We start from the raw sequence: 23,243 nt of genomic DNA on the forward strand, positions 1-23,243 counted from the left end.
TTAGTGTCCGAAGACATCAAGAATCCAGTCACCCTGAGTGCCCACACAGATTGTCTGATAAATTGTTAAAGAGCAGTTGCGACGCGCCTTGGCGCTCTGTCGCGAGGTGGCGTATATTACGCTTTCCTCTTTCAGAGTCAACCCTGAATCTCAGGATTTTTTCTCTTCAACCGAACCGGCTGTTTGTGTGAAATGATTCACATCTGCCGTGTCGATGGAGGCGCATTATAGGGAGTTCTCAGCCCCCCGCAATAGAAAAATGACATAAAAATGACTGACTGCTGCATTCCACAGCAAAACCCGCGTTTATACCCATTTACGCACAGACTTATCCACAATCAGGCAAAAGTACAAAAATTCGCGAGCGCTACGCAAACGTTTTCGTTACAATGCCCGCGCAAAAAACATGAGCCCTCGCTGGGGCATTAGCTAAGTTTTAGGATCAATAAAGATCCTAATATTTAGCTAACGCTCTCTGTTAAAGCCAAATCCAGGGGATTTACCATGCAACAACGTCGTCCAGTCCGCCGCGCTTTGCTCAGTGTTTCTGACAAGGCCGGTATTGTCGAATTCGCACAGGCGCTCTCTCAGCGTGGCGTAGAACTGCTCTCTACCGGCGGCACCGCGCGTTTGCTGGCCGAAAAAGGTCTGCCAGTGACTGAAGTCTCCGACTACACCGGTTTTCCGGAAATGATGGATGGACGTGTGAAAACCCTGCATCCGAAAGTACACGGCGGCATTCTGGGTCGTCGCGGTCAGGATGACGCGATCATGGCGCAACACGCGATCGCGCCGATCGATATGGTAGTCGTTAACCTTTACCCGTTCGCTGAAACCGTCGCACGTGAAGGTTGCTCACTGGAAGATGCGGTAGAGAATATTGATATCGGCGGTCCAACCATGGTGCGCTCCGCCGCGAAGAACCATAAAGATGTGGCTATCGTTGTAAAGAGCAGCGACTACACCGCCATTATTACTGAGATGGATGCCAACGAAGGCTCACTTCTGCTTGCCACTCGTTTTGACCTGGCGATTAAAGCGTTTGAACATACCGCTGCCTACGACAGCATGATTGCCAACTACTTCGGCAGCCTGGTTCCGGCCTATCACGGCGAAAGCAAAGAGCCCGCCGGTCGCTTCCCGCGTACCCTGAATCTGAACTTCATTAAGAAGCAGGATATGCGCTACGGTGAAAACAGCCACCAGCAAGCAGCCTTCTATATAGAAGAAGAGATCAAAGAAGCTTCTGTTGCCACCGCGCAGCAGCTGCAAGGCAAAGCGCTCTCCTATAACAATATTGCCGATACCGATGCGGCACTGGAGTGCGTGAAAGCGTTCAGCGAGCCAGCGTGTGTGATTGTGAAGCACGCCAACCCTTGCGGTGTCGCTGTTGGTGGTTCGATTCTGGATGCTTACGATCGCGCTTATAAAACCGATCCGACCTCCGCATTCGGCGGCATTATCGCTTTTAACCGTGAGCTGGACGCTGAAACCGCGCAGGCCATCATCTCTCGTCAGTTTGTCGAAGTGATTATCGCCCCGTCCGCGAGCGAAGAAGCGCTGAAAGTCACTGCGGCAAAACAGAATGTGCGCGTACTGACCTGCGGTGAATGGGCGCAGCGTGTTCCTGGTCTCGATTTCAAACGCGTAAACGGCGGCCTGTTGGTTCAGGACAGAGATCTCGGCATGGTAAGCGCAAGTGAACTCCGCGTGGTCAGCAAACGCCAGCCGACCGAGCAGGAGCTGCGCGATGCGCTGTTCTGCTGGAAAGTGGCGAAATTCGTCAAATCCAACGCTATTGTCTATGCAAAAGAGAATATGACCATCGGCATCGGCGCAGGCCAGATGAGCCGTGTCTACTCGGCGAAGATCGCCGGGATCAAAGCCGGTGACGAAGGGCTGGAAGTGAAAGGTTCCGCCATGGCTTCTGACGCGTTCTTCCCGTTCCGCGATGGTATTGATGCTGCCGCCGCTGTTGGCGTGACCTGCGTTATTCAGCCTGGTGGTTCCATCCGCGATGACGAAGTCATTGCCGCCGCTGATGAGCACGGCATTGCGATGATCTTCACCGACATGCGTCACTTCCGCCATTAATCCACGGAGCAGACAATGAAAGTATTAGTAATTGGCAACGGCGGGCGCGAACACGCGCTGGCATGGAAAGCCGCACAGTCGCCGCTGGTTGATACCGTTTTTGTCGCACCGGGTAACGCCGGTACAGCACTGGAACCGACGCTGCAAAACGTCGCGATTGGCGCAACCGACATCCCGGCGCTGCTGAGCTTCGCGCAGAACGAGAAGATCGATCTGACCATCGTCGGCCCGGAAGCGCCGCTGGTGATCGGCGTTGTCGACGCGTTTCGCGCGGCTGGCCTGAAAATTTTTGGCCCAACACAGGGCGCCGCGCAGCTGGAGGGCTCCAAAGCCTTCACCAAAGACTTTCTCGCGCGCCACAATATCCCGACCGCCGAGTACCAGAATTTTACCGACATCGAGCCTGCGCTGGCTTACCTGCGTGAGAAAGGCGCACCTATCGTGATCAAGGCCGATGGTCTGGCGGCGGGCAAAGGCGTGATCGTCGCCATGACGCTGGCAGAAGCTGAAGCAGCCGTTCACGATATGCTGGCGGGCAATGCGTTTGGCGACGCGGGTCACCGCATCGTGATTGAAGAGTTCCTCGATGGCGAAGAAGCCAGCTTTATCGTGATGGTTGACGGCGAACACGTTCTGCCAATGGCCACCAGCCAGGATCACAAACGCGTCGGTGATGGCGATACCGGCCCGAACACCGGCGGTATGGGCGCTTACTCGCCTGCGCCAGTGGTGACGGATGAAGTGCATCAGCGCACCATGGAACGTGTCATATGGCCAACCGTGCGCGGCATGGCGGCGGAAGGGAACACCTATACCGGTTTCCTGTACGCCGGGCTGATGATCGATAAGCAGGGCAACCCGAAAGTTATCGAGTTCAACTGCCGATTTGGCGACCCGGAAACACAGCCCATTATGTTGCGTATGCAGTCTGACCTGGTGGATCTGTGCCTGGCCGCGTGTGAAGGCAAGCTGGATGAGAAAACCTCAGAGTGGGATAACCGTGCTGCGCTGGGCGTTGTGATTGCCGCCGGTGGTTATCCGGGCAACTACCGCAATGGCGATGTTATCCACGGTTTGCCGCTGGAAGAAGTGGCAGACGGCAAAGTGTTCCATGCGGGCACCACACTCTCCGCCGACGACCAGGTCCTGACCAACGGCGGGCGCGTACTGTGCGTTACCGCGCTGGGTAACACCGTTGCCGAAGCGCAGCAGCGCGCGTATGCCTTAATGACCGACATTCACTGGAATGGCAGCTTCAGCCGCCGGGATATTGGTTACCGCGCCATTGCGCGCGAGCAGGGCAAGTAACGCCCGCCCTTTCCCCCTCTCTCCGCCGGGGAGAGGGTTTTCAGAAACTCTTTTCCGTCGGCTGCCAACGGCAGAAATCCTCATTCGCCACCAGCAATAGCTGCGCGCCTTCCGGCGCTTCCAGCCATGCGACGCTTACCGCAACCGCAGAGCGGTTCTGACGCTGCTCAATACGATTTAAGGCGAAATCATCCAGATCGGGCTTCACGGTCTGCCCTTCACAGGTCTGTACCGTATGATTGGCCTGCCAGCGCCCCTGACGCAGCACCACACGCCCCTGACGCAGTGCGTCACTGGTCTGACGGATCTGCTCTGCCCGGTAGCGATACAATGCGACCTGGTCGCTGGAAAGCTGCTGTTTCTGCCCGTCGACTTCACGCTGCATAAAGCTCAGCTCGCCGCGATCGTCAAAACGGACGCGAATATGCTCCGGCGGTTTACCGTAAACATTGAGTTCAATGAGCGTTAACGTATCGCCCTGCCAGCGGTATTCGCTAAGCGATGTATTCCCGTGGTGCCACGGGCTAAACGCGGCGAGCAAGTGCGTCTCACCGCCTGAATCTTTACGCCAGACCCGCACCGCGCCCTGATCGCCGGCAAACCCGCTGGCGGTAAAAGGCGGCAACGAGGAATCATGGCTACAGGCTGTCAGCAACAGTGCTGCGCCCGCCAATAGCAGCGGGCGACGCCAGAATGACAAAAGGGGCGAAACCGCCCCTTCGACAAAACTGTTCACTGCCACGCGGTCTTACTTAACTGCGTCTTTCAGTGCTTTACCAGAAACAAATGCCGGCACGTTAGCAGCGGCGATTTTGATTTCTTTACCGGTCTGCGGGTTGCGGCCAGTACGCTCAGCGCGGTGGTTCACTTTGAAGGTACCGAAACCAACCAGTTGTACCGCATCACCTGCTTTCAGAGACTCAGTAACGGCAGCCAGGGTGGATTCCAGTGCAGCTTTCGCTTGCGCTTTAGACAGATCAGCCTTGTCTGCAATTACATCAATCAGTTGAGTCTTGTTCATAAGTTATCCTTTCAATGTGTTTATCGCTTGCTAAGCATCGAGTGCGACGGAAATGCCTCAAAAGCACTCTCCTGCATACACGCACCGATAGCCACTTATTTTCGCCCCCCAAATGTAGACCAGACGGGGGTATTAAGGGAAGCCTTCAGGCACGACAAAACAGGCGTTAAATCACGTTTTATTGTCTCATTGCTGCAAATTTATACCGATATTGCTCTCACCGACCTCGCGCAGGTCTGCGCGCAGCCCTTTAATCAGCTCAATATCGCGTTCTTCGCAGGCAGCCAGAAGGCGGAAAATCTCCCACTGAATATCCCATTCTTGCTCAACAGCCGGGTTTTCTCGCAGCTCTTCGTCGGTCATTTCCCGACCTTGCTGGGTCATTTCCAGCATCGCAACGGTGGTGATCGACGTTTTACTGACTTCAATAGCATGCTCCAGCGTTTCACCGCTAAGGCGCGAATGAATCAGTTCACTGAGTGCCACACAGGCATCAATCGCCGGATAGACACCGTACAGATCGTAGTCGTCCGCCGCCGGAATCGCCTCTTCCAGTTTCTCCAGCTGGCTGTCGAAGTTCACCTTCGCGTCTTTGACGATCTCCGTTTCCCACACCAGGTCAAGGATCCGGCGGTAAAGCTGCGCGTCGCCAAACTCTGTCTGCTGGCAGAACATGACGTAATTGGGGTACATACGCTCGCACAGGCAAGCCATAAAGACGACGTGCTGCCAGCTTTGCAGCTTTTCCAGACGCAGGTGAATTGGGTTTTGTAACATGATCGTTTCTCAAAATCGGTAATGCGCGGCAGTTTACCTGATATCGCGCTGAATTGCCTGCCAACGCGTAAACGCAGGCCGCCCGGATGCTACCGCGTCCGCCCAGCGCGTCGGTTCCGGCAACCGGTAGCCTTTCATGCAGCGCTGCACCCACGTGAGCGCACTATCCTGGCTGACACGATGTCCGGTGGTGACAAACAACGGATTACAGCGCGCCTTGCTGCGCCACACCCAGGCCAGCTTTTCGCCTTTATCCATCAACGGAGACAGCGCACCCGGTTCGTCCGCCAGCGGCTCGAACTTGCCGCACAGCCGCTTTTTCGCCACGCCGATAGTGGGCACATCCACCAGCAAGCCAAAATGGCTGGCAACGCCGAGACGGCGCGGATGAGAAATACCGTGGCCATCAACAAACAGCAAATCGGGTTTTTGCGACAACAGTTCCCACGCGGCCAGCAGCGCCGGGTATTCGCGAAACGAGAGGAAACCAGGGATATAAGGCATGGTGGTGGCGATACGCGCCACCTGATATTCAACCAACTCCAGCGAGGGCCAGGAGAGCAGCACCATCGCCGCTCGCGTCACTTCTCCACCCTGCTCAAAACCGACATCGGCCCCGCCGATCAATGTGGGCGGATCGTTATCCAGACGATCCTCACGGATCACCGAAGAAGCCAGTTCAAGTTGTTGTGCGCGTAGTGACGCGAGATCCATACTCTCTCCTTACTGATGCCAGGAGGCCGAAAGACGGTGCACCGCCTCGACAAATACTCCTGCATGTTCCGGCGGGACATCCTGATGAATGCCGTGACCGAGGTTAAACACGTGACCTTCGCCTTTGCCGAAGCCCGCGAGAATCGTCGCGACCTCTTCTTCAATGCGCGCAGGCGGCGCGTAAAGCATAGACGGGTCCATGTTGCCTTGCAGCGCAACTTTATGACCCACGCGACGGCGCGCATCGGCAATATCGGTTGTCCAGTCGAGGCCCAGCGCATCACAGCCTGTTTCTGCCATCGCTTCCAGCCATTGGCCGCCGCCTTTGGTGAATAACGTCACCGGTACGCGACGACCTTCGTTTTCACGCAGCAGGCCATCGACAATTTTATGCATGTAGTAGAGCGAAAATTGCTGATAATCGCGCCCGGTCAGCACGCCGCCCCAGGTATCGAAAATCATCACCGACTGCGCGCCCGCGCGGATCTGCGCGTTCAGGTATAACGTGACGCTCTGCGCCAGCTTATCCAGCAGCGCATGCAGCGTGTGCGGTTCGGCGTACATCATTTTTTTAATCAGGGTAAAGGCTTTGCTGCTGCCGCCTTCCACCATATAGGTTGCCAGCGTCCACGGGCTGCCGGAAAAGCCGATCAGCGGCACTTCGCCTTTTAGCTCACGGCGAATAGTGCGCACGGCATTCATCACATAGCCCAGCTCGTTTTCCGGGTCTGGCACGGGCAATTTGTCCACGTCCGCCTTACTGGTAATGGGCGAGGAAAAACGCGGCCCTTCACCGGCTTCAAAATAGAGGCCCAGCCCCATCGCGTCCGGCACGGTAAGAATGTCGGAGAAAAGGATCGCCGCATCAAGCGGGTAGCGGCGCAGCGGCTGTAGCGTCACTTCACAGGCCAGCTCGGCGTTTTTGCACAGCGACATAAAATCGCCCGCTTGCGCACGGGTCGCTTTATATTCCGGTAAATAACGGCCTGCCTGGCGCATCATCCACACCGGCGTTATATCTACTGGCTGGCGCTGGAGCGCGCGCAGGTAACGATCGTTTTTCAGTTCGGTCATTGTCAGTTCCTCAAGCGTCAGGCCGCCAGTATATACACCTTATTCGTCGTCTGCCCGACACATCGCCACCGTATCCTCGATGAGGCGGCGCGCAACCGTACCCGGTGGCGGCAACAGCGGTAAATTGTCATAGCGATACCAGCCCGCATCCAGCAGCTCTTTCGGATCAATGTGGATTTCGCCGCTGTCATATTCCGCCATAAACGCAGTCATCAGCGATTGCGGGAATGGCCACGGTTGCGAAGTGACATAGCGCAAATTCTTCACTTTGATGCCGCTCTCTTCCATCACTTCACGCGCCACCGCCTGTTCAAGGGTTTCGCCCACTTCGACGAACCCGGCGAGCACCGTGTAAATGCCATTGCGATGGCGCGTGTGCTGCGCCAGCAAAATGCTGTCATCACGGCGAATGGCGACAATGATGCAAGGGGCGATTTGCGGGTAATAGCGTTCGCGGCAGTGATCGCACAGCATTGCCCACTCAGTTTTACTTGGGTGCATTGTGTGTCCGCAGTAGCCACAAAACTGGTGTGAACGATAAAATTCCGCCAGTTGTACGCCGCGACCCGCGAGTTGAAACAGCCCCACATCTTGATCGATAAGCAGGCGTACTGATCCCATATCCTGACGACGATTCTGGCGGATCATCCATACCGCTTCGCCCTGCCACTCGCCGATGTGAAGCGCGCTCTGCCCCACAAGATCGAAATTTCCTGCCTTGCCGTGTGGTAATTCTCCACCTGGCAACCATAATTTTTGTTCATGGCTGACGATCCACCAGCCCTGATCGTGTGCTTCAATAATACGTACCATTAGGTGCACTACCTTCGCTTTACAGGCATGTTATTAACATTATTATTACATCGTTTTGATCTTACATATTTGCGGAGCCATTTATGCTAAACCAGTTAGAAAGCCTGACAGAGCGCGTTGGAGGAAGTAACAAACTTGTCGACCATTGGCTGCAAGCGCGTAAGCAACTTCTTGTTTCTTATTACAATCTGGTTGGCATTAAACCTGGCAAAGGGTCCTACATGCAGCTTAACGAAAAAGCGCTGGACGATTTTTGCCACAGCCTGGTGGAATACCTTTCCGCAGGTCACTTCAATATTTATGAACGCATCAGCAACGAATTGGAAGGGAGCAGCCCACTTTTAGCGGCGACGCAGCTTTACCCAATGCTTGAGGCGAATACAGTAGAAATCATGAACTATTACGACTCCAGTCTGGAAAACGCCATCGATGACGATAACTGTCTGGAGTTCCAGCAAGCGCTCTCCGACATCGGTGAAGCGCTGGCCGCCCGCTTTACCCTCGAAGACAAGTTAATCGTGCTGGCCTTTGATAACAACATCAAAGAGAGCGCCAACGACGAAAGCGGTGTCGCGCGACCGGCTTGAGTTCTTAAACATTAACGCGTAATTTAAAAAGCAGTCCCCGTCTTCGGACGGGTTTTTCTTGTCGGAGTGCCTATATTTCCACAACATCATTCGCGATGCGTTGAGGCGGCAAGTTCGTGAATCCCCGGGAGCTTACATCAAGTAAGTGACTGGGGTGAGCGAACGTAGTCAACACAGACACAGTGCGAAAGATGAAGTGTAAAAGGCTGAGACCGTTAATTCGGGATCCGCGGAACCTGATCAGGTTAAAACCTGCGAAGGGAACAAGAGTAATCCATTCACATCAACCACCCTCACGGGCGGTTTGTTGCCATTACTCCATCCGTCGTCTGACAAGCCATATCCTTTACATTCTGGAATGAGCTATGTCTGCAAAACTTACACGCCGTGAACAACGCGCCCAGGCGCAACACTTTATCGACACGCTGGAAGGCACCGCTTTCCCCAACTCGCGCCGCATCTACATTACCGGTTCGCAACCCGATATCCGTATTCCGATGCGCGAAATCCAGCTGAGCCCGACGCTTACCGGCGGCACAAAAGAACACCCGCAGTTTGAAGAGAACGAGGCGGTGCCGGTGTACGACACTTCCGGCCCGTATGGCGATCCCGACATTGCGATTGATGTCCAGCAAGGGCTGGCGAAACTGCGCGCACCATGGATTGACGCCCGCGATGACAGCGAAACGCTGGAACAGCGCAGCTCTGCCTATACCAACGAACGGCTGGCTGATGACGGCCTCGACGAACTGCGTTTTAGCGGTTTACTGACGCCGCGCCGCGCGAAGTCAGGCCACTGCGTCACGCAACTGCACTATGCCCGCAAAAGGATCGTCACGCCGGAGATGGAGTTCATCGCCATTCGCGAAAACATGGGCCGCGAGCGCATTCGCAGCGAAGTGTTGCGCAGGCAGCATCCGGGCGAAGGTTTTGGCGCGCGGCTGCCGGAAAATATCACGCCGGAATTCGTGCGTGATGAAGTCGCCGCCGGACGGGCGATTATCCCGGCCAATATTAACCACCCGGAATCGGAACCAATGATTATTGGCCGCAACTTCCTGGTGAAGGTGAATGCCAATATCGGTAACTCAGCGGTGACTTCCTCCATCGAAGAAGAGGTGGAAAAACTGGTCTGGTCGACGCGCTGGGGTGCGGACACGGTAATGGATTTATCCACCGGGCGTTATATCCACGAAACCCGCGAATGGATCCTGCGTAACAGCCCGGTGCCAATCGGGACGGTGCCGATCTACCAGGCACTGGAGAAGGTTAACGGGATCGCCGAAGATCTCACCTGGGAAGCGTTTCGCGACACGCTACTGGAGCAGGCGGAGCAAGGGGTGGATTACTTCACCATCCACGCCGGTGTACTGCTGCGCTATGTGCCAATGACTGCGCAGCGTCTGACCGGCATTGTCTCGCGCGGCGGCTCGATCATGGCGAAATGGTGCCTCTCCCATCATCAGGAAAACTTCCTCTACACCCACTTTCGCGAGATCTGCGAAATCTGCGCCGCCTATGACGTTTCGCTGTCGCTTGGCGATGGTCTGCGCCCTGGCTCCATTCAGGATGCGAACGACGAAGCCCAGTTTGCCGAGCTGCACACACTCGGCGAGCTGACCAAAATCGCCTGGGAATATGACGTCCAGGTGATGATTGAAGGCCCAGGGCATGTGCCGATGCAGATGATCCGTCGCAACATGACTGAAGAACTGGAGCACTGCCACGAAGCGCCGTTCTATACGTTGGGGCCGCTAACCACCGATATCGCGCCGGGTTATGACCATTTCACCTCCGGCATTGGCGCGGCGATGATTGGCTGGTTTGGTTGCGCCATGCTCTGTTATGTCACGCCGAAAGAGCACCTTGGCCTGCCGAACAAAGAGGACGTCAAACAGGGGCTGATCACCTACAAGATCGCCGCGCACGCCGCCGATCTGGCCAAAGGTCATCCTGGCGCGCAGATCCGCGACAACGCCATGTCGAAAGCGCGTTTTGAATTCCGCTGGGAAGATCAATTCAACCTCGCGCTCGACCCCTTTACCGCACGCGCTTATCACGACGAAACGCTGCCGCAGGAGTCAGGCAAAGTCGCGCACTTCTGTTCCATGTGTGGGCCGAAATTCTGTTCGATGAAAATCTCGCAAGAGGTGCGTGACTACGCGGCAACCCAGGCAATTGAAGTCGGCATGGCGGATAAATCCAGCGACTTCCGCGCGCGCGGCGGTGAGATCTACCTGAAAAAGGAGGAAGCCTGATGTACCAGCCCGATTTCCCGCCGGTACCCTTCCGCCTCGGGCTTTACCCGGTGGTCGATAGCGTCGAATGGATTACCCGTTTACTGGAAGCGGGCGTGCGCACCCTGCAACTGCGCATCAAGGATAAGCGTGACGAAGAGGTTGAAGCAGATGTGGTAGCGGCCATCGCGCTTGGCCGCCGCGTTAACGCACGGCTGTTCATTAACGATTACTGGCAACTGGCGATCAAACACCAGGCTTACGGTGTACATCTTGGTCAGGAAGATCTGGAAACGACCGACTTAAGCGCCATTCGCGCGGCGGGTTTGCGCCTTGGCGTCTCCACGCATGATGATATGGAAATCGACGTAGCGCTGGCGGCGCGCCCCTCTTATATCGCGCTGGGCCATGTCTTTCCCACGCAAACCAAACAGATGCCTTCTGCACCGCAGGGGCTGGAACAACTGGCACGTCACATTGCGCGGCTGAAAGATTATCCAACCGTTGCTATTGGCGGCATTAGCTTTGCGCGTGCGCCGGAGGTATTAGCAACCGGCGTGGGCAGCATTGCGGTGGTCAGCGCCATTACCCAGGCGAATGACTGGCAACAGGCAACTCATCAGTTGCTGCAACTGGCGGGGGTGGGCGATGAATGATCGCGATTTTATGCGCTACAGCCGCCAGATCCTGCTGGAGGAGATCGCGGTTACTGGCCAGCAAAAACTGCTCGCCAGCCGGGTATTAATCATCGGCCTTGGCGGCCTTGGCGCACCGGCGGCGGTCTATCTTGCTGGCGCGGGGATCGGCACACTGGTGTTGGCGGATGATGACGCCGTCCAACTGAGCAACTTGCAGCGCCAGATTTTATTCACCACGGACGATATCAACCAACCGAAAACCCAGGTCACCGCGCAGCGCCTGCACAGGTTAAACCCGGATATCGAGCTGATTACACTCCAACAGCGCTTAAGTGGCGATGCGCTGTACCAGCAAGTTCAGCAAGCCGACGTAGTGCTCGACTGTAGCGACAACATGATGACGCGCCAGGCGATCAACGCCGCCTGCGTGGCGCTGGAGACACCGCTTATCACCGCCAGTGCGGTCGGTTTTGGCGGCCAGTTGATGGTGTTGACACCACCCTGGCAACAGGGCTGCTACCGCTGCCTGTGGCCGGACGACAGCGAGCCAGAACGCAACTGTCGCACCGCCGGAATTATCGGCCCGGTGGTCGGCATTATGGGTGCCATGCAGGCGCTGGAAACCATCAAATTGCTAAACGGCCTGCACACCACCAGCGGCGAGCTGCGCCTGTTTGATGCCCGCACCAATCTTTGGCGCACGCTGGCGCTGCACGCTTCCCGTCAGTGCCCGGTTTGTGGGGGGCGACATGCAGATACGCTTCAATGACGAGTCGATGAACTGCGTCGCCGGACTTTCCGTCGCGACCCTACTTGAGCAACTCAATCAGCTCAAACCGGGTGTCGCACTGGCCGTTAATCAACAGATCCTACCGCGCGAGCAGTGGGAAAATCACTTTGTGCAGGACGGCGATCACATCCTGCTGTTTCAGGTTATCGCAGGGGGCTGAAATGTTACGTATTGCAGAAAAAGAGTTCACTTCACGGTTGTTTACCGGCACGGGCAAGTTCGCCACGCCGCAACTGATGGTCGATGCGATTCACGCCTCAGGCAGCGAACTGGTGACGCTGGCGATGAAGCGTGTCGATCTGCGTCAGCGCACCGATATGCTGTTGCAACCCTTACTGGATGCGGGCGTGACGTTGCTGCCTAACACTTCCGGGGCGAAAAACGCCGACGAGGCCATTTTCGCCGCGCAACTGGCGCGGGAAGCGCTCGGCACGCACTGGCTAAAACTGGAAATCCATCCAGACGCCCGCTGGCTGCTGCCCGATCCGATTGAAACGTTGCGCGCAGCGGAAAAACTCGTGCAGATGGGTTTTGTGGTTCTGCCTTATTGCGGTGCCGATCCGGTGCTGTGCAAACGGCTTGAGGAGGTCGGCTGTGCGGCAGTCATGCCGCTGGGTGCGCCGATCGGTTCCAACCAGGGGCTGGAAACCCGCGCTATGCTGGAGATTATTATCGAGCAGGCGAATGTGCCGGTAGTGGTCGATGCGGGAATCGGTGCGCCCAGCCACGCAGCGCAGGCACTGGAGATGGGCGCAGACGCGGTGCTGGTCAATACCGCGATCGCGGTCGCCGACGACCCGGTCAACATGGCGCTCGCCTTTCGCCTGGCGGTCGAGGCCGGAACGCTGGCCCGCCAGGCAGTTCCGGGCGCTCGTCAACGTTACGCACAAGCCACCAGCCCGCTCACCGGTTTTCTGGAGGGAACATTATGAGTACCTTCACTGACCGCTGGCGGCAACTGGACTGGGACGATATCCGCCTGCGCATCCACAGCAAAACCGCCGCCGATGTTGAACGCGCACTTAACGCCCGGCAGCTCACGCGCGACGATATGATGGCACTGCTTTCCCCCGCCGCCGCGGGTTTTCTTGAACCGATGGCACAGCAGGCACAGCGGCTTACACGCCAGCGTTTTGGCAATACTGTCAGCTTCTATGTTCCACTTTATCTCTCTAACCTTTGCGCCAACGACTGCACCTATTGCGGCTTTTCCATGAGCAACCACCTGAAGCGAAAAACGCTGGATGAGCAGGAGATTGCGCGTGAATGCGCGGCCATACGCGAACTGGGGTTTGAGCATCTGTTGCTGGTTACTGGCGAGCATCAGGGCAAAGTCGGAATGGACTACTTTCGCCGCCATATGCCAGCGATCCGTCGCCAGTTCGCCTCGTTGCAGATGGAAGTACAGCCGCTTTCCGAAGCGGAGTATGCCGAGCTGAAAACCCTTGGTCTTGATGGCGTAATGGTCTACCAGGAGACATACCACGAAGGCCAGTACGCGCGTCATCATCTGCGTGGTAAAAAACAGGATTTCGTCTGGCGGCTGGAGACGCCGGACAGGCTGGGACGCGCGGGTATCGACAAGATTGGGCTTGGCGCACTGATGGGCCTTTCCGACAGCTGGCGAGTGGATTGCTATATGGTTGCCGAGCATTTGCTGTGGCTGCAACAGCGCTACTGGAAAAGCCGTTATTCCATCTCTTTCCCCCGCCTGCGCCCTTGCGCGGGAGGCGTGGAACCGGCATCGGTGATGGATGAGCGGCAACTGGTGCAAACCATTTGCGCGTTTCGCCTGCTGGCACCGGATACTGAGCTGTCGCTATCCACGCGCGAATCGCCGCACTTTCGCGATCACGTTATCCCACTGGCGATTAATAACGTAAGCGCCTTTTCCAAAACGCAGCCGGGCGGCTATGCCGATAATCACCCGGAGCTGGAGCAATTCTCGCCCCATGATGGACGCCGCCCGCAGGAGGTTGCCGATGCGCTGATCGCCCGTGGGCTGCAACCGGTGTGGAAAGACTGGGATAGCTGGCTGGGACGCTCACCGCAAAAAAGCCGCAACGCACAGATAACGGGTTAACGTTTTTTCGGCCTGCTACGTAAAAGCAAAATCGGGCGATGGCGGCTTGTCGCCCGAAAGTTCATGCTTGCGCTGTCAGGTCATGAGACTGACCGGAGCGGGCGCTCTTCCTCTCTTCCGCTCCGCCTTACTCACTTCAGGTACGCTATCTCTTGCGCACCCCCTATACTGTTAACAGTTCCTCTTTTGCATGTTCAAGGATAAGAAAATGCATATCAAACAACTTTCGTTTACAAGACCGATTCTGGTGAGCCTGACCGGGATTTTCCTCAGTTTTGTGATAATCGCGATAATGATCATCGCTGGCATGCGCAAAGAGACGCTGGAGGAGTACCACGATGTTAACCGCAATTTCGCCCATAACCTGGCGGTGAATTACACCCAGTCGATCCTGCGCGAAAACGACTATGTTCTCAATCGTGCCGCTGCGTTCTTCGCCCACGATAACCAGCTGGACGCTACCGTGAACGGCGATCGGGAAAAGGGGCTGAAATTACTGATGCAATTGCTGGCGCTGATGCCGTCGGTGTCGTCGATTTCTCTCGCTGACTCGCGCGGCGTTTATCTGCGAGCGCCACAAGTGATGGGCGGTGGCGATCATTTTAATGCCAGTACACGCCCGTGGTTTATGCATCAGGCGGAAGCCAGCATGTTTAACCACTACACCCGAAGTTACATGGATTTCTTTACCCATAACCCGACCGTAAGCATCTATAAACCGGTGATCGCGCCAGACGGCAAGCTAAAAGGAACGCTGGCTTTTCACCTTGATCTGGCATCGATGGGCTACACATTGCGTACCATGCAGGCACCGATGCAGGGAGAGTTTTTCGTTGTCGACCGCGAAGGCAAAGTGATGTTGCACCCGGATACTGGAGCATTGTTCAAGACCTTTATCAGCCCGGTGTTGCTCGCGGCGATGACCAGCGGTGAAGGCGCGATCTTTGATGAAAAAAGCGCGAGTTGGTATTACTACTACTCTTTCACTAATCCGGAATGGTTTGTGATCTACAAGGTTTCCGCCAGCACGCTCGATACCCGCGTTCGCCATCAGAGCTTGCTTGTTGGCTGGGGATTTACCACCGCGGCGGTGTTGATCATTCTGTTTGGCCTGTATTTGCGCCACAGCTCACGCATGGTGCTGCTCAACATTATTGATGCGATAAAAACCGGTGATGTCACACGCGCACCAAGGCTCGAAGCAATGCTGAGCAAAGCGATTGAAAGCAGTAAAGAGCGGGAACAAACATGGGTGCGTCAAGCAACTATGGATGCGCTAACAAATTGTAAGAATCGCCGCGCCTTTGATGCTGATATTGCCGCGCTGATGAACGATCATCAGCCGTTTGCGCTGGCGTTGGTGGATATCGATAATTTCAAATCCATTAACGATACCTGGGGCCATTTAAATGGCGATATCGTGCTGCGCAACGTGGCGCGAGAAGGTATCCAGATCTTGCAGCCGCAAGGGATTTCGCTCTATCGCTACGGTGGCGAAGAGTTTGCGGTAATTTTTCCGCATGCGCATATCGATAACGCGCTGGCACTACTGGAGCAGTGGCGAGTGAAAGTGGAGAACCGCACCTGGCGCGAGAAGGCGCTGTCGGTCACTTTTAGCGCCGGTTTGGGCGAGTGGAACATGGAACCGTTGAACCAACTGGTCGGCCACGTGGATGAAGCGCTTTATAAAGCGAAGCAGCAAGGTAAGAACCGGATTCTACTGGTAAATCACTCGTAACCAGGCGGCGCGCCGCAAGGTTGCAACCGGTTTCATGTTATGCAGGAATTCTTTGTGATGCCCTACACACAATCGCGGTAAAGCGGTTGTTGAACCCGATAGCGCAGGATAATTATCACCTATCCCATCCACACCGAGGCTGACTATGAAAAACATCGTTTTATGCTGTGCAGCGGGTATGTCCACCAGTATGTTGGTGCAACGCATGAAAGACGCGGCGCAGAAAAAAGGCGTCGAGGTCTCTATCAAAGCGGTTCCTGTTGCGGAATTTAAAGATGAAATAGCAACAGCGGATATCGTGTTGCTGGGGCCGCAGGTGAAATACGAGCAGGCAAAATTGCAGGCGCAGGCGGAACCGCTGGGCAAGAAAGTAGCGGTAATCGACATGATGGATTACGGCATGATGAAAGGCGATGTCGTTCTGGAAAAAGCCCTTAAGCTACTGGAGTGAATGCGTGGAAGATTTAGAAACCATCATTATGGAATTGTTGGTTAACGCGGGCGCAGCGCGTAGCCAGGCATTAACCGCGTTACAGATGGCGCGTAAAGGTGATTTTGCTGAAGCCGAAAAAGCGATGGAAGAGTCGCGTGAATTCGTTAAAGCCGCGCATAAAATTCAAACCCAGCTTATCGGGCTGGATGAAGGCACCGGTAAGCTGCCGGTGAATTTGATCACCGTTCATTCGCAGGATCACTTGATGAACGCGATGGTGATTCAGGATCTGGCGACCGATATGATCGAGCTTTACCGCCGCATACCGCCGCGCGATTAATGCATCGCTTCAATACAAATAATATGCCCGCTCTGGCGGGCTTTTTTTCGCGCCGCTAAAAGTCGTGACGTGTTTTTCGCCCCCATTTATGGCACAACATGGCATTCGATACTGTTTTTTGCGATCCAGGTGACTTGTGCCAGCCATTCCATTTCCCTTTTACACGCTCTCCATCTTGCTGATTTTGCTATTGAAGGTTTGCCTGCAACGGGCATCAGGTTTTCGCAGCACCGCGGTGTTTATTGGCGCCTGCACCCTGCTGGTACTGATGTCCGCCCTGCGCTGGCAATTCGATGCTCTGTTTTTACGTCAATTACAATCGACGGTAGCCATAGCGCTGCCCCCGCTGGCATGGCGCTGTTTCGCTCACTTTACCGGCCGTAATCGCAGGCAAAAGCTCGCACTCTGCGCACTCCCACCCGCCATTGCTTTGGCGTTCAATTTGGCTGCACCTGATACCACCGACATCGTGCTGGCATTGCTGTATCTCGGTTACGGCGCTGGGTTAATCACAACCGCCAGGCAAGGCGCGGACGCATTTGTCTTCTCTCGTCTGAGCGAGGCCACAATAACATCGCGCATGGCGCTACTGGCCGGGAGTTTCCTGTGCTTTTCCGCGCTGACCGATCTGGCTATTGCGCTGGATTTTCACTTTTATCACGGCCAGCAGGCACCACAACTGGTGGCGATCTCCCAGGCAATCTTGCTGCCGTTTATCTGCCTGGCCATTGTTTATCGTGGTAAAGCCGCGCCCGTTGAGTTGCCATCCACACCTGTAGAACACGAAGCCAGTGCGGATGACACAGACCTGCTTGCCACTTATCAGCGCATTGAAGCCCGCGTTCGCGAGCAACACCTTTTCCTGAATTCCGACCTGACGCTTAACACGCTGGCAAGAAAATTGGGTATTCCTGCACGACAGATCTCGCGAGCAGTTAACCAGACATGCGGCTGCAATGTCTCGCAGTGGATCAACCGTTTTCGTATTCACTATGCCCAGCAGCTATTACGCAATTCCGACGCGTCGGTGACAGCGATCATGCTGGACTCAGGGTTTGCCACCAAGTCCAACTTTAACCGCGAGTTTATCCGTATTAGTGGGATGAGCCCGACTGATTACCGTCTCGCGTCGGAGAATAAACCAGTGTCTGCTGCAGAAACGCGCTGATTTGCTTAAAGAGGCGTTGATGGATTTCTGCCCGGCTAAAGCCACCACCATCCTGGCAGACAATCCCTTCACCTGGATCCTGCGCGTCGATTAATGCAGCCGCACCCGGCTTGCATAATTGCATAAAGCTAAAATGCGTCGCTCCCTCTACGTGAACATAACGCTGTTGAGCAGCCGGGATGTGTTCTGCAAGATAACCCGATTCGAGACGGGCAGGCAGTTCATCGCTGTCTGCCTGCGCCGCCATGATCAGTACTGGAATACTTACCTGCTCAAGGCTTTCTGGCGTGAAGCCCCGCGCCAGGCCGAGATCAAGCGAAACCACCGCTTTGATCCGTGAGTCACGCATATTCAGCGACAACATGTCGCTTGCTGAGGGCTGATCGATGCCCAGCGTAGTAGCCAGCTTGCAACTCGACAGCACAGCATGTCGCTGACAATCAGCCATAAAACGCCGGCTATCAAAACGCCCACCAGCGAGTTCCAGCACCGTCCAGCCTCCCAGTGAGTGCCCCAGCGCCGCAATACGTTGCGTATCCACCAGCCCCGCCAGATCAGGCTCAGCAAGCAATTTATCCAGCACGTGGCGGAGATCCTGCGGACGTAGCCAAAGTCGTTTTGCATCTTGCGGTTTTTTATTGCGCGTCGTAGTCCCCGGATGATCGGGCGCGACGACGATATACCCTTCTTCCGCCATCTGCTGCGCCAGCCAGTTAAGATTACGCCAGTTGCCGCCGTAACCGTGCGAAATCAATAACAGCGGATGAGCGCCAGCAGCGGGTTTTGCATCGCGTAACGCAGCAGTACCGCTAAAAACGATGTTCTCTCCCACAGTTTCCGCTTTACCGCGTTCTACCGTGGGATACCAGACCGCGACATCCAGCGGACGGGGGCTATTTTCATCCATGCGTAGCTGGCGAAAAGCGGTTTCGGCATGTGACATGCCGCCAAACAAAATAGTGAGCAACAGAAGGGTGATACGTGAAGTCATAGTACGTTCCTGGTGAGTTAACCGTCGCGAAGATTCTGCAACTCGCCGTGCGTACAATGCGTCCTGAAACGCGATCGAGGTCTTAAAACCTGAATTTCAGGCATAAAAAAACCCGCCGAAGCGGGTTTTTATTACGCGAAACGATTACTCGTTGTCGGAACCACCCAGACCTGCGTTCAGCAGTTCTGCCAGGCTCGCGGTCGCATCTTCCGCAGTCACCTGCGGTGCTGCCGGCAGTTCGCCAGCGGCGCGACGGCGCATACGATCCTGGTGGTACGCATAACCGGTACCAGCCGGGATCAGACGGCCCACGATGACGTTCTCTTTCAGACCGCGCAGTTCGTCGCGTTTGCCCGCAACGGCTGCTTCGGTAAGCACACGAGTTGTCTCCTGGAACGATGCCGCGGAGATGAAGGACTCGGTCGCCAGAGACGCTTTGGTGATACCCAGCAGATCGCGTGCATACGTTGCCGCAATTTTGCCAGCCGCTTCCAGATCGCGGTTAGCGATCTTGACGCGAGAGTATTCAACCTGCTCACCTTCCAGGAAGTCGGAGCTTCCTGCGTTAACGATGGTGGCTTTACGCAGCATCTGACGAACGATAACTTCGATGTGCTTATCGTTGATCTTAACGCCCTGCAGACGGTAAACGTCCTGTACTTCGTTGGTGATATAACGCGTTACCGCGTGTACGCCACGAAGACGCAGAATGTCGTGCGGTGCTTCCGGACCGTCGGAAACCACGTCACCACGTTCTACACGTTCACCTTCAAACACGTTGAGCTGACGCCATTTCGGAATCATCTCTTCGTACGGATCGCTACCGTCAACCGGCGTGATCACCAGACGGCGTTTACCTTTGGTCTCTTTACCGAAGGAAATGATACCGCTGATTTCAGCCAGGATTGCCGGCTCTTTCGGACGACGTGCTTCGAACAGATCCGCAACGCGCGGCAGACCACCGGTGATGTCCTTGGTACCGCTGGATTCCTGCGGAATACGCGCCAGAGCATCACCTGCACCGATCTGGATGCCATCTTCCAACTGAACGATCGCTTTACCCGGCAGGAAGTACTGTGCAGGCATATCAGTGCCTGGGATCAGTACGTCGTTGCCATTGGCGTCAACGATTTTCAGTGCCGGACGCAGGTCTTTACCACCCGCGGTACGTTCTGCAGAATCCAGAACCACCAGCGAGGAGAGACCGGTCAGTTCGTCGGTCTGACGAGTAATCGTCTGGCCGTCGATCATATCGGTGAAGCGGATGAAACCAGCCACTTCAGTGATAACCGGCATGGTGTGCGGATCCCAGTTTGCAACGGTTTCACCGCCAGCAACCTGCTCGCCATCACCCTTCGCCATTACCGCACCGTAAGGCACTTTATAGCTTTCTTTGGTACGACCGAATTCGTCGATCAGTTTCAGCTCAGTGTTACGCGAGGTGACAACCAGTTTACCGCTGGAGTTAACAACCGACTTCGCATTGCTCAGACGGATGCTACCTTTGTTTTTCACCTGAATGCTGGATTCAGCAGCCGCACGAGATGCCGCACCACCGATGTGGAACGTACGCATCGTCAGCTGTGTACCCGGCTCACCGATGGACTGTGCCGCGATAACGCCGATGGCTTCACCTTTGTTGATGATGTGACCACGCGCCAGGTCACGACCATAGCAGTGGGCGCACACACCAAAATCGGTGTCACACGATACAACGGAACGCACTTTCACTGAGTCAACAGAGTTCGCTTCCAGCAGGTCACACCACTGTTCGTGCAGCAGCGTGTTGCGTGGAACCAGAATGTCTGCGGTACCCGGCTTCAGAATGTCTTCTGCGGTTACACGACCCAGTACGCGATCGCGCAGCGGCTCTTTAACATCGCCACCTTCGATAACCGGCGTCATGGTGATGCCTTCCAGCGTGCCACAATCGTCTTCGGTTACGACCAGATCCTGCGCCACGTCAACCAGACGACGGGTCAGGTAACCGGAGTTCGCGGTTTTCAGTGCGGTATCCGCCAGACCTTTACGCGCACCGTGCGTGGAGATGAAGTACTGGAGTACGTTCAGACCTTCACGGAAGTTCGCGGTGATCGGTGTTTCGATGATGGAGCCATCCGGCTTCGCCATCAGACCACGCATACCAGCAAGCTGACGAATCTGGGCTGCAGAACCACGCGCACCGGAGTCGGCCATCATGTAGATGCTGTTAAAGGAAACCTGCTGCTCTTCAACGCCGTCACGGTTAATAACGGTTTCGGTCTGCAGGTTATCCATCATCGCTTTGGATACGCGATCGTTCGCCGCAGCCCAAATATCGATAACTTTGTTATAGCGTTCGCCAGCGGTAACCAGACCAGACTGGAACTGCTCCTGGATCTCAGCAACTTCAGCTTCCGCTTCGCTGATGATCTCGTGTTTTTTCGCCGGGATGACCATGTCATCAATACCAACGGATGCACCTGAACGCGCTGCATAAGCAAAGCCGGTGTACATCGTCTGGTCAGCAAAAATAACCGTCGGTTTCAGGCCCAGAATGCGGTAACAGGTGTTCAGCATTTTGGAGATAGCTTTCTTACCCAGCGCCTGGTTGACGATGGAGAAAGGCAGACCTTTCGGTACGATCATCCACAGAATGGCACGGCCAACGGTCGTGTCTTTAATGCTGGTGACTGCAACGAATTCGCCGTTAGCGTCTTTTTCATATTCAGTGATACGCACTTTAACGCGCGCATGCAGAGAGGCCAGCCCAGCGCGATAAATACGCTCAGCTTCTTTCGGGCCAGTCAGCACCATGCCTTCGCCTTTGGCGTTAACACAGTCACGGGTCATGTAATACAGACCCAGTACAACGTCCTGAGACGGAACGATGATAGGCTCGCCGTTCGCCGGAGATAGAATGTTGTTGGTGGACATCATCAGCGCACGCGCTTCCAGCTGGGCTTCCAGCGTCAGCGGTACGTGAACAGCCATCTGGTCACCATCGAAGTCGGCGTTATATGCCGCACAAACCAGCGGGTGCAGCTGGATAGCTTTACCTTCGATCAGTACCGGTTCAAACGCCTGGATACCCAGACGGTGCAGTGTTGGTGCACGGTTCAGCAGTACCGGGTGTTCGCGGATAACTTCATCCAGGATATCCCAAACGACAGCTTCTTCGCGCTCAACCATTTTCTTCGCGGCTTTGATGGTGGTGGCGAGGCCACGCAGTTCCAGCTTGCCGTAGATGAACGGTTTGAACAGCTCGAGTGCCATTTTCTTCGGCAGACCGCACTGATGCAGACGCAGGTAAGGACCTACGGTGATTACAGAACGACCGGAGTAGTCAACACGCTTACCGAGCAGGTTCTGACGGAAACGACCCTGTTTACCTTTGATCATATCGGCCAAAGATTTCAGCGGACGTTTGTTGGAACCGGTGATCGCACGACCGCGACGGCCGTTATCCAGCAGGGCGTCAACCGCTTCCTGCAGCATACGTTTTTCGTTGCGTACGATGATGTCCGGTGCCGCCAGATCCAGCAGGCGTTTCAGACGGTTGTTACGGTTGATCACGCGACGGTACAGATCGTTCAGATCCGACGTTGCGAAACGACCACCGTCCAGCGGAACCAGCGGACGCAGGTCCGGCGGCAGCACTGGCAGGACGGTCAGGATCATCCACTCCGGTTTGTTACCAGACTGTACGAACGCTTCCAGCAGTTTGATACGCTTGGTCAGCTTCTTACGTTTGGTTTCGGAGTTGGTTTCGTTCAGCTCTTCGCGCAGCTGTTCGCACTCTTGCTCCAGATCCATGCTTTTCAGCAGGGCCTGAATAGCTTCGGCGCCCATTTTTGCGTCGAATTCGTCACCGAACTCTTCCAGCGCGTCCAGGTACTGTTCTTCGGTCAGGATCTGGTTACGTTCCAGATTGGTCATACCGCCTTCGATAACCACATAGGATTCGAAGTACAGAACACGTTCGATATCGCGCAGCGGCATATCCAGCAGCAGGCCGATACGGGACGGCAGAGATTTCAGGAACCAAATGTGGGCGGTCGGAGACGCCAGCTCGATGTGGCCCATGCGCTCACGACGCACTTTTGTCTGGGTCACTTCAACGCCGCACTTCTCACAGATCACACCACGGTGTTTCAGGCGCTTGTACTTACCGCACAGGCACTCGTAATCTTTTACTGGCCCGAAAATACGCGCACAGAAAAGGCCGTCACGCTCAGGTTTGAACGTACGGTAGTTGATGGTTTCCGGCTTCTTAACTTCACCAAAAGACCATGAACGGATCATGTCTGGCGAGGCCAGAGCAATTTTGATCGCATCAAACTCTTCGGTTTTAGTTTGCGCTTTCAGAAACTTTAATAAGTCTTTCACGGATTTGCTCCCGTCGGAGTTAGCACAATCTGGTGCCGGGGATTAACCCGGCACCAGTGACCTGTTTGA

General features: G+C 55.5%; 21 protein-coding genes and 1 riboswitch. Of the genes, 13 read left to right on the top strand and 8 right to left on the bottom strand.

From position 1 onward, the window contains the following. Nucleotides 1-504 precede the first annotated feature (504 nt). A complete protein-coding gene (purH, locus tag ACFX4O_RS23670; RefSeq protein ID WP_131413602.1) occupies nt 505-2,094 on the top strand; it encodes a bifunctional phosphoribosylaminoimidazolecarboxamide formyltransferase/IMP cyclohydrolase in 1,590 nt (529 codons plus the stop codon). A gap of 15 nt (nt 2,095-2,109) precedes the next feature. Then, entirely contained in the window at nt 2,110-3,402 is a 1,293-nt protein-coding gene (gene purD / locus ACFX4O_RS23675) for a phosphoribosylamine--glycine ligase (RefSeq protein WP_380211697.1), read from the top strand. A 40-nt stretch (nt 3,403-3,442) separates the two neighbouring features. Here the strand turns inward: purD and ACFX4O_RS23680 are convergent, their stop codons facing one another. From ACFX4O_RS23680 to nudC, 6 genes are all read right to left on the bottom strand, one after another. After that, complete coding sequence (locus ACFX4O_RS23680; RefSeq protein ID WP_380211699.1) at nt 3,443-4,138, bottom strand: DUF1481 domain-containing protein; 696 nt, start codon at nt 4,136-4,138, stop codon at nt 3,443-3,445. Nucleotides 4,139-4,150: 12 nt separating this feature from the next. Next, entirely contained in the window at nt 4,151-4,423 is a 273-nt protein-coding gene (hupA, locus tag ACFX4O_RS23685; protein ID WP_017460010.1) for a nucleoid-associated protein HU-alpha, read from the bottom strand. 186 nt (nt 4,424-4,609) lie between these two features. Then, a complete protein-coding gene (locus ACFX4O_RS23690; protein WP_380211694.1) occupies nt 4,610-5,200 on the bottom strand; it encodes a YjaG family protein in 591 nt (196 codons plus the stop codon). Nucleotides 5,201-5,233: 33 nt separating this feature from the next. After that, nucleotides 5,234-5,914: a deoxyribonuclease V gene (gene nfi / locus ACFX4O_RS23695; RefSeq protein WP_131413605.1), complete on the bottom strand. Its 681-nt coding sequence runs from the start codon at nt 5,912-5,914 to the stop codon at nt 5,234-5,236. A gap of 9 nt (nt 5,915-5,923) precedes the next feature. Continuing rightward, entirely contained in the window at nt 5,924-6,988 is a 1,065-nt protein-coding gene (hemE, locus tag ACFX4O_RS23700) for a uroporphyrinogen decarboxylase (protein ID WP_131413606.1), read from the bottom strand. A 39-nt stretch (nt 6,989-7,027) separates the two neighbouring features. Then, on the bottom strand, nt 7,028-7,801 hold the full coding sequence (gene nudC / locus ACFX4O_RS23705) for an NAD(+) diphosphatase (RefSeq protein ID WP_380211692.1): 774 nt from the start codon (nt 7,799-7,801) through the stop codon (nt 7,028-7,030). 83 nt (nt 7,802-7,884) lie between these two features. Here nudC and rsd point away from each other — a divergent pair, with 83 nt between their 5' ends. The 11 genes from rsd (at nt 7,885) to ACFX4O_RS23760 (ending at nt 17,815) form a co-directional block, all read left to right on the top strand. Then, the gene (gene rsd / locus ACFX4O_RS23710; protein WP_131413608.1) at nt 7,885-8,388 is read left to right on the top strand and encodes a sigma D regulator; all 504 of its coding nucleotides are present in this window, start codon (nt 7,885-7,887) and stop codon (nt 8,386-8,388) included. A gap of 114 nt (nt 8,389-8,502) precedes the next feature. Next, nucleotides 8,503-8,668: riboswitch (TPP riboswitch) on the top strand. Between the two features lie 85 nt (nt 8,669-8,753). After that, nucleotides 8,754-10,646 (top strand): phosphomethylpyrimidine synthase ThiC, encoded by a 1,893-nt coding sequence (thiC, locus tag ACFX4O_RS23715; protein WP_380211689.1) that lies wholly within the window; start codon nt 8,754-8,756, stop codon nt 10,644-10,646. Beyond that, nucleotides 10,646-11,281: a thiamine phosphate synthase gene (thiE, locus tag ACFX4O_RS23720; protein ID WP_380211687.1), complete on the top strand. Its 636-nt coding sequence runs from the start codon at nt 10,646-10,648 to the stop codon at nt 11,279-11,281. The genes thiC and thiE overlap by 1 nt, the downstream gene beginning before the upstream one ends. Continuing rightward, nucleotides 11,274-12,032, top strand: a complete 759-nt coding sequence (locus tag ACFX4O_RS23725; RefSeq protein ID WP_380211685.1) for a HesA/MoeB/ThiF family protein — start codon at nt 11,274-11,276, stop codon at nt 12,030-12,032. Before thiE ends, ACFX4O_RS23725 begins: the two co-directional genes overlap by 8 nt. Next, nucleotides 12,013-12,213 (top strand): sulfur carrier protein ThiS, encoded by a 201-nt coding sequence (gene thiS / locus ACFX4O_RS23730; protein ID WP_380211683.1) that lies wholly within the window; start codon nt 12,013-12,015, stop codon nt 12,211-12,213. The genes ACFX4O_RS23725 and thiS overlap by 20 nt, the downstream gene beginning before the upstream one ends. Before the next feature lies 1 nt (nt 12,214). After that, nucleotides 12,215-12,985: a thiazole synthase gene (thiG, locus tag ACFX4O_RS23735; RefSeq protein ID WP_131413613.1), complete on the top strand. Its 771-nt coding sequence runs from the start codon at nt 12,215-12,217 to the stop codon at nt 12,983-12,985. Then, nucleotides 12,982-14,136 carry a 2-iminoacetate synthase ThiH gene (gene thiH, locus ACFX4O_RS23740; RefSeq protein ID WP_131413614.1) on the top strand — a complete coding sequence of 385 codons (1,155 nt, stop codon included), beginning with the start codon at nt 12,982-12,984 and terminating at the stop codon, nt 14,134-14,136. The genes thiG and thiH overlap by 4 nt, the downstream gene beginning before the upstream one ends. 208 nt (nt 14,137-14,344) lie before the next feature. Next, the gene (locus tag ACFX4O_RS23745) at nt 14,345-15,874 is read left to right on the top strand and encodes a diguanylate cyclase domain-containing protein (RefSeq protein ID WP_380211680.1); all 1,530 of its coding nucleotides are present in this window, start codon (nt 14,345-14,347) and stop codon (nt 15,872-15,874) included. A gap of 145 nt (nt 15,875-16,019) precedes the next feature. After that, on the top strand, nt 16,020-16,325 hold the full coding sequence (locus ACFX4O_RS23750) for a PTS sugar transporter subunit IIB (RefSeq protein WP_035890299.1): 306 nt from the start codon (nt 16,020-16,022) through the stop codon (nt 16,323-16,325). Between the two features lie 4 nt (nt 16,326-16,329). After that, complete coding sequence (locus ACFX4O_RS23755; RefSeq protein ID WP_017460024.1) at nt 16,330-16,647, top strand: PTS lactose/cellobiose transporter subunit IIA; 318 nt, start codon at nt 16,330-16,332, stop codon at nt 16,645-16,647. Between the two features lie 136 nt (nt 16,648-16,783). Then, the gene (locus ACFX4O_RS23760; protein ID WP_380211678.1) at nt 16,784-17,815 is read left to right on the top strand and encodes a helix-turn-helix domain-containing protein; all 1,032 of its coding nucleotides are present in this window, start codon (nt 16,784-16,786) and stop codon (nt 17,813-17,815) included. Here ACFX4O_RS23760 and ACFX4O_RS23765 read toward each other — a convergent pair. Beyond that, nucleotides 17,742-18,806, bottom strand: a complete 1,065-nt coding sequence (locus tag ACFX4O_RS23765) for an alpha/beta hydrolase family protein (protein WP_380211677.1) — start codon at nt 18,804-18,806, stop codon at nt 17,742-17,744. The two genes, ACFX4O_RS23760 and ACFX4O_RS23765, sit on opposite strands and share 74 nt — an antisense overlap. A 144-nt stretch (nt 18,807-18,950) precedes the next feature. After that, nucleotides 18,951-23,174, bottom strand: a complete 4,224-nt coding sequence (gene rpoC, locus ACFX4O_RS23770; protein ID WP_380211676.1) for a DNA-directed RNA polymerase subunit beta' — start codon at nt 23,172-23,174, stop codon at nt 18,951-18,953. Nucleotides 23,175-23,243: the final 69 nt, after the last annotated feature.

Origin of the sequence: Kosakonia sp. YIM B13571, assembly GCF_042788095.1 — a bacterium.
Taxonomy (GTDB): domain Bacteria; phylum Pseudomonadota; class Gammaproteobacteria; order Enterobacterales; family Enterobacteriaceae; genus Kosakonia; species Kosakonia quasisacchari.

Excerpts from the sequence above, each read along its gene's own strand:
- nudC (WP_380211692.1), bottom strand. The coding sequence starts at position 7,801 with ATGGTACGTATTATTGAAGCACACGATCAGGGCTGGTGGATCGTCAGC.
- thiC (WP_380211689.1), top strand. The coding sequence starts at position 8,754 with ATGTCTGCAAAACTTACACGCCGTGAACAACGCGCCCAGGCGCAACAC.
- thiH (WP_131413614.1), top strand. The coding sequence starts at position 12,982 with ATGAGTACCTTCACTGACCGCTGGCGGCAACTGGACTGGGACGATATC.
- purH (WP_131413602.1), top strand. The coding sequence starts at position 505 with ATGCAACAACGTCGTCCAGTCCGCCGCGCTTTGCTCAGTGTTTCTGAC.
- ACFX4O_RS23725 (WP_380211685.1), top strand. The coding sequence starts at position 11,274 with ATGAATGATCGCGATTTTATGCGCTACAGCCGCCAGATCCTGCTGGAG.
- ACFX4O_RS23765 (WP_380211677.1), bottom strand. The coding sequence starts at position 18,806 with ATGACTTCACGTATCACCCTTCTGTTGCTCACTATTTTGTTTGGCGGC.
- thiE (WP_380211687.1), top strand. The coding sequence starts at position 10,646 with ATGTACCAGCCCGATTTCCCGCCGGTACCCTTCCGCCTCGGGCTTTAC.
- thiG (WP_131413613.1), top strand. The coding sequence starts at position 12,215 with ATGTTACGTATTGCAGAAAAAGAGTTCACTTCACGGTTGTTTACCGGC.
- ACFX4O_RS23745 (WP_380211680.1), top strand. The coding sequence starts at position 14,345 with ATGCATATCAAACAACTTTCGTTTACAAGACCGATTCTGGTGAGCCTG.
- hupA (WP_017460010.1), bottom strand. The coding sequence starts at position 4,423 with ATGAACAAGACTCAACTGATTGATGTAATTGCAGACAAGGCTGATCTG.
- ACFX4O_RS23750 (WP_035890299.1), top strand. The coding sequence starts at position 16,020 with ATGAAAAACATCGTTTTATGCTGTGCAGCGGGTATGTCCACCAGTATG.
- purD (WP_380211697.1), top strand. The coding sequence starts at position 2,110 with ATGAAAGTATTAGTAATTGGCAACGGCGGGCGCGAACACGCGCTGGCA.
- nfi (WP_131413605.1), bottom strand. The coding sequence starts at position 5,914 with ATGGATCTCGCGTCACTACGCGCACAACAACTTGAACTGGCTTCTTCG.
- ACFX4O_RS23690 (WP_380211694.1), bottom strand. The coding sequence starts at position 5,200 with ATGTTACAAAACCCAATTCACCTGCGTCTGGAAAAGCTGCAAAGCTGG.
- rsd (WP_131413608.1), top strand. The coding sequence starts at position 7,885 with ATGCTAAACCAGTTAGAAAGCCTGACAGAGCGCGTTGGAGGAAGTAAC.
- hemE (WP_131413606.1), bottom strand. The coding sequence starts at position 6,988 with ATGACCGAACTGAAAAACGATCGTTACCTGCGCGCGCTCCAGCGCCAG.
- thiS (WP_380211683.1), top strand. The coding sequence starts at position 12,013 with ATGCAGATACGCTTCAATGACGAGTCGATGAACTGCGTCGCCGGACTT.